Genomic DNA, 6,525 nt, shown 5'->3' with positions numbered 1-6,525 from the left:
ATCGTTTGGTATACTTGAGGCAACATTTTATTTTTTGTGGGGGCTGCATAGTCCCCTATTTTTTTGCCCTTTTAGTTTCCCAAATCATTGCCGACTATAGGCTTGAAGTTCCTTGTCACCCTTTAAGAGTTAAGGGAGGCGACACACCATGACAACCCATAACCACGATACTTCCCTTGGCATGGGTGTTTATTTCGCCCCGGATGATTATGTTGGTATGATGCGTCGCATTGCCATTTTGCTTATCGATTTGGCAGTGCTGATCATCGTATATGTGTTATTTGCCATTTTTTTGATACCAATCGTTGGTAACCGCAACGGGTCAATGGGGTTGCTCTATTTTGGTATAGTGTGGGCTTACTTAACGACTCTCAAATCATCACGCATTCGCACGGTGGGTTATCGGCTGATGGGTGCCCGGATCATTAATCTGCGTGGTGGACGCCCCTCCATGTTTCGCATGACCTTTCGTTTATTATTATGGGCATTTGGCCCGTTTAATCTGTTGTTTGATTTGTTATGGTCCAGCGTTGATGACGATCGCCAATCCTTACGTGATCGAATTGCCGGCACCTGTGTTGTTAATGCTCAAGCAGAACCCATCGGTACAGCTGAAATTCAACTCAAGTATTACTATGCATTTGGTCTGGCGTTAATGTATTCGCGAGTGATGCGTCCGCAGGATCCAGAATGATAGATGATCTGGGGCTCAAAGCTTTGGTCTTTCGCATTATGGCTGACTGCAATAGCCTTTGACTGCATCCATCAAGACAGCCCCACAAAAATTTGTACCTTTAGTGGTCACATTGTAGAGACGGGCATGGCGCAAATTTGCCCCTTGTAAATTTGCGTGGTTAAGATTGACGGAATCCAGCTGTGCCCATCTGAGATCCGCATTACTCAAATCCGCACCAGTCAAATCCGCATGCTGAATGCGTACTCCTTTTAACCGACAGCCGGAACAATTTTTAGTCGCCCTTAAGGCAACGACTCTCAGGGGTGTTTCAGCCTGAAGTACTAGAAGGATAATGGCTGTAGTGAGTAAAACTCGGAACAGCTTCATAGCTTCCTCTACAAATTGGAGACAGTGTAATCCTTACATTAGACGAGCTTCAAGGGGTAGGTCCCAAAATTTAACACTTTTACGGATAATATATGTATATGTATTCTTTTTTAGCCGCTTGCACCAGTTTTTACTGTGTTCAAAGGTTAACTATACTGAATTTTTCAGTCGCGACACACACAGATATTACCTTTTATTGAAAATGCTTTAATGTTCTGCAATAAAAACCCTTAAATCAAGCCATACAAAGTTTTGAACCAGGTTACAAACCTCTGGGCATTAGGATGATTGGGATGCAAAATGCGTTCCATAATTGCTTGATGTAGCTGTCTCCCTGGAGGATCCTGCCAAGCTAACCAGGTGTAGATATTAGCTTTATCGAGATGAGGATCTGTAAATACAGCACCTTTACCTTTAGCCTCGTTGGTTACTACCTGGGCAAACTGCCAGAGTGTTTCACTGTCTGTTGGAATCATATAAGTTAAGAAGGTTTCCAACATGCCGCGCATCCTGTTATCAGGCATTATCCAAATTCCAAACTTAATTCCACTAGAAGTAGGGTGGAGTAATCCATCTTCAGGTAAGACGTCTGGAATATCAGGAATACTGGTTAAGCTTGCATTTCTAATACTTTGCCAACGTCCTATAGGATTATCATCAGCATCAATCATAATGCCGAGCGCCGAAAGCCCAGAGGCTTGTAGCTCTGTCGAGATTACGTCTGGATCGACTAAATTTTGATAACCGTCATAATCACGAATAAAAACAACCGGTCTTGTCCGAGTTCCCCAATTCACACCATTGGCTTCGATTAGTTCTGGGATTACGAAACGATCTTGTTTTCCCTCGACAAGAAGAACGTTGGGGTAAATGTCAGCCATGCCCTATCGCACCTCAATTCCACGTTCAGCAGCGATTACAACTTGTCGTTCCGTAAATACAATACTCTTTGGCTTATCTTTCTCAATCCTCTGAATTGTAATTCCCTCTTCAATCACGTTTTCGGAATTTGCCATTGCAGCAAGACTCGTCCAACAATCACTATTGTGAGTTGTGGCAAAAACTTGCACATTAAGCCTTTTAGCTGTTTTCCATATTAATTTCCACATATCAGACATTGCACTAAAGTGGAATCCAGTATCAATTTCATCGACTAATAAAACACCATTCCTTGCATTAACAATAGCTAACGTAAGGCCAAGCATTCGCCATATTCCATCCCCCATACTACCAATCGGTATGCGTTGGTCTTCATTAGTGAGCCTGACAACAAACCCACTACGTGAATCACCAGGATATCTATACTTTTCAGAACCAACTGAAGCAATACGATTAATACTTGGCTCAATTATCTGGAGTACTTCTGTAACAAGCTCCTCCTCTGGAGTCAAAACAACCTGATCAAATAACTCAACCATTTTCTCACTGGTCAAGGAGGAAGACGTTATAAATTGGGTTCTTGATCCTAATTTCTTTAAATCTTTGCGAACACGTCTTATGTAATCTAACGGCAAACCTTCTCTAGAGGATAAGGGCAGTTTAATGCTCTCATTTTCCTGTCCCAACCACTCAATAACTAATACAAGCTCTCGTAGATCTTCAAATAGACTCATTTGGCCTGAATTTTCTACAGATACCGTGACGCCTTCTTCATTGCTATGAGTATTGCTGAGTATTGAAAACTTGCTGCCTACATCAATTTCATGATTATGGAAAAGGTGACGAACATCTAGCTCACGATTACCGCCCCGTTCATCACTAAAAATATATTCACCACGACCGATCATTACTTCTCGCAATGATTCAAGATTAGATTGAGAATAAAGAAGCTGCACAGCCTCTAAGATAGAAGTTTTACCGCTATTATTAGTGCCAACGAGCAAGTTTAATTTGCCAAGCTGCTGAAGCTCAAATCTTCGAAAACAACGAAAATTTTCAATTCTCAGTGACCTCAGCATATTTGACAGTTTGTTGAAGTTATGGTATGCACCTTCATTATAAGGGACAACGTAGCTTCACAGTAGCGAATCTGAATAATGTCATAATGCTTTTGCACATCAAGAAGGCTAACACTAGGTTGGTGCGGCGGTGCAAGGGTTACTGATTTCGAGGCTAGGGTACTGACCGCCGCATAACTCTGCCGTTAGCTGCATCTGCTGCACTTTGCCGCCCGACCAATCGCTATGCTTTCGGGGTAGCCACAGTGCAGAGAGTTTATGCGTATTCTCATCGTGAATCCACCGCACCCCGCCATTGGCAGTCGTATTCCACGGGAGCAACTGCCCCCTCTGGGACTATTGTGTGTCGGTGGAGCATTATTGGACGCTGGTCATGACGTTACGTTGCTTGACGCTGAACTTGGCCCACTTTCTAATGATGAAATTGTTCAGCAAGTTGTTACTCACAGTCCACAGGTACTGCTTATTGGTCACTCAGGCTCAACCTCAGCCCACCCAATTGTTGTTGATCTTACTCTTCGCTTTCGGCAAGAGTTGCCCTCCCTCACGATTGTTTACGGTGGAGTCTTTCCCACATATCACTTCCACGACATACTCACCCAAGAATCTCAGATTGACGTGATTGTTCGAGGTGAGGGTGAAGCCACTGTTCCTAAGCTGATGGCGGCTATTGAAGAGGCGAATGATCTTGCTAACGTAGAAGGTATTGCCTTCCGTCGTAATAATCAGATCATTGAAACACTCCCTGCTTCTATGATCCAAGATCTTGATGCCTATCGCATCGGCTGGGAATTAGTCGACCTGAAGAACTATAGCTACTACGGCGGTAAGCAAGCTGTCGTTATACAGTTTTCCCGAGGCTGCCCACACCTATGTAACTACTGTGGACAGCGAGGCTTCTGGGCTCGTTGGCGACATCGTAACCCAAAGAAATTTGCAAAGGAAATTGCCTGGCTTCATCGAACCCATGGCGTAGAACTATTTAACTTGGCCGACGAAAACCCAACAGTAAACAAAGCCATCTGGCGTGAACTGTGTGAAGCTATTATTGCTGAAAATCTACAGATCAGTATTATCGGTTCAACCCGTGCAGACGATATTGTACGAGATGCGGATATCCTGCATTTGTACCGTCAGGCAGGCGTTGAGCGATTTCTCCTGGGTATGGAAAATACCGATGAAGTCACACTCAAGGCAATTCGTAAAGGCAGTAAAACTAGCACTGATCGTGAAGCCATTCGTCTCCTTCGACAGCATGGCATTCTTTCTCTAGCCACATGGGTGACTGATTTTGAGGAGGTTACTGACTATGACTTTATTCGTTCGCTCAAACAGCTACTCTGGTACGATCCTGACCAACTTATGTCGTTATATGTTACACCCCATCGCTGGACTGGATATTATCGAATAGCTTCTGAGAGGCGAATTATCCAACCCGATCAACGTAAGTGGGACTACAAACATCAGGTATTAGAAACTCGCTACATGCCTCCCTGGCGTATCTTTCTGTGGGTGAAATTTATTGAAATAGTTCTGCAGGCCCGCCCTAAGGCGTTATGGAGATCATTTCTGCAGCCAGATCGAGCTGCACGGCATGGCATGAATTGGTTTACCCGCATGGGGCGACGGGTTATAGTTCATGAATTTTGGAACTTTCTATTTCACGACTCTCGCATAATAAATGGACCAACATTAAGAGAATTTTGGGGTGTGCCGCAAGACCATCAAGAAATTCCACTACGCATGTCCTATCAGCCAATGAAGCATACAATGCCTATTGAGCAAGCAAGCTCTAAAGTCCGTTCTTGAACACAACTCAACTAGTCCATTGATGAACCTTTTGGGCTGAGTGCAGTGCAGGTATCCCAAATTGCAACAGGTCCCCAAACGTTGTCGCTCATAGCATCCAGTTGAGTTTTAATAACGATTGGTCAAATCTCATCAGTTCCAACAAATCTCGGCGGTCGCTTGTCGCAATATCCCGATCGCCCGTAGCGTTAACGACAAGTGCACTCGGTGGGGGGCGGGGTCTGCCACCTAGCCAAGGTTATGTTTTGTCAACGGTTGGTCATTGGCCAAGGCCCCATTCAATATCGGTGGATCGCTCAGGGTGAATAGCGTTGAGGGATCGGTAGAAGTCGGAAGTTCCAGCTGAAATCATGGCAGCCCCCGCCAGAGGTTTTGCCCCCGAACATGGCGTTGATGCTGTCTGAGCGAAAATATCGGCTAAGCTTGAAAGGTGCTTCACAGCCGCACAACTCTGCCGTTATGCGGCAAGTATGGCCATGATTGAAATTAAACATCCACAAGAGCAGGCGCGTTTACGCCGCCTTGCCCTGGCTGCACAAGGTTTGCTGCAAGCTCAACCCTATGGACGTGGTTTGGCAGGGGCACGTAAAGCCATTAACCACCTCGGTTATGTACAGATCGACACCATATCGGTGGTAGAACGAGCACACCATCATGTTTTCCACTCTAGGGTGCCTGAGTTTAAGCCCTCCATGACCAATCAACTGTTGCTCAATGGAGACATTTTTGAATATTGGGCACATGCAGCAGCTTTTCTCCCCATCGCCGATTTTCGCTTCTCCTTACCCTACAAACACGCCATAAAAAGCGGCCAAACCCATTGGTATAGAAACCGTGATACAAAGCTCATGGGTGAACTGTTGGCCCGCATACGTTCAGATGGCCCGCTACGCTCCCGAGATATAGAAACTAACACCCAAAAACGTGCAGGTTGGTGGGACTGGAAGCCTGCTAAAAAAGCACTCGAACAGTTGTATATGGAAGGCGACCTCATGGTCAGCGATCGCAAAGGTTTCCAGAAAACCTATGACCTGACCGAGCGGGTGCTGCCATCTCACGTAAATTCACAAATGCCCAGCATGGAAGAATTTGCGACGCATATTGTCGATCAACAGTTGCGCTGCCATGGGTTGGTTTCACTCAAAGGACTGACCTATCAGCGCCGCAATGCTGATCTACGCAAGGCTGTAAAAGCTTTGGTAAACACAAAGTTGGCAGAGCGCACGTTAGAACAAGTACAAGTGAGCAGTGGCGAAGTATTTTTATTAGAAACAGGTGCCTTCGAACGCCCTCTTCCCCGATTGAACAACCGCATGTTGATTCTCTCGCCATTCGACAATAGTGTCATTCAGCGAGAACGGCTCAAAGCACTGTTTCAATATGATTACCGGTTAGAATGTTATGTCCCCGCAGCCAAACGTCAGTATGGTTACTTTTGCCTGCCACTCCTTTACCGCGATGAATTTATTGGACGGATGGATTGTAAAGCCCATCGAAAAAACAGCCATTTAGAAATCAAATTACTCCATTTGGAACAACATAATTTTGATGAAGATTTAGTCATTGCTGCATTTGTAGACGCCATCATACAATTCTGTCATTTTCAACAATGTGACTCCGTGGCTTTGACTAAAGCCCACCCAAAACATCTCACTCAATCCATAACAACGGCGCTAGACGGGGTCATCCCCTAAA

6 protein-coding genes are annotated in these 6,525 nt (G+C 45.0%); 3 read left to right on the top strand and 3 right to left on the bottom strand.

The genetic code is table 11. From position 1 onward, the window contains the following. Positions 1-148 precede the first annotated feature (148 nt). A complete protein-coding gene (locus tag QGP82_RS32270; protein ID WP_163670030.1) occupies positions 149-694 on the top strand; it encodes an RDD family protein in 546 nt (181 codons plus the stop codon). 36 nt (positions 695-730) lie between these two features. On the opposite strand, the gene QGP82_RS32265 is transcribed toward QGP82_RS32270, so the two are convergent. From QGP82_RS32265 to QGP82_RS32255, 3 genes are all read right to left on the bottom strand, one after another. Next, positions 731-1,063, bottom strand: a complete 333-nt coding sequence (locus QGP82_RS32265; RefSeq protein ID WP_163698057.1) for a pentapeptide repeat-containing protein — start codon at positions 1,061-1,063, stop codon at positions 731-733. Between the two features lie 230 nt (positions 1,064-1,293). Further along, positions 1,294-1,944 (bottom strand): DUF3226 domain-containing protein, encoded by a 651-nt coding sequence (locus QGP82_RS32260; RefSeq protein WP_499062080.1) that lies wholly within the window; start codon positions 1,942-1,944, stop codon positions 1,294-1,296. 3 nt (positions 1,945-1,947) lie between these two features. Next, the gene (locus QGP82_RS32255) at positions 1,948-3,021 is read right to left on the bottom strand and encodes an AAA family ATPase (protein WP_163670026.1); all 1,074 of its coding nucleotides are present in this window, start codon (positions 3,019-3,021) and stop codon (positions 1,948-1,950) included. Positions 3,022-3,279: 258 nt separating this feature from the next. Between QGP82_RS32255 and bchE the strand changes: the two genes are divergently transcribed. Both bchE and QGP82_RS32245 read left to right on the top strand, forming a co-directional pair. Further along, positions 3,280-4,830 (top strand): magnesium-protoporphyrin IX monomethyl ester anaerobic oxidative cyclase, encoded by a 1,551-nt coding sequence (bchE, locus tag QGP82_RS32250; RefSeq protein WP_163670023.1) that lies wholly within the window; start codon positions 3,280-3,282, stop codon positions 4,828-4,830. A gap of 476 nt (positions 4,831-5,306) precedes the next feature. Then, entirely contained in the window at positions 5,307-6,524 is a 1,218-nt protein-coding gene (locus tag QGP82_RS32245; RefSeq protein ID WP_499062079.1) for a winged helix-turn-helix domain-containing protein, read from the top strand. Position 6,525: the final 1 nt, after the last annotated feature.

This window comes from Leptothoe sp. LEGE 181152 (assembly GCF_032906605.1).
In the GTDB taxonomy this organism is placed as follows: domain Bacteria; phylum Cyanobacteriota; class Cyanobacteriia; order Phormidesmidales; family Phormidesmidaceae; genus Leptothoe; species Leptothoe turfae.
Note: the sequence above shows the minus strand (reverse complement) of the source record. Positions and strands in the feature narration are given on the sequence as shown.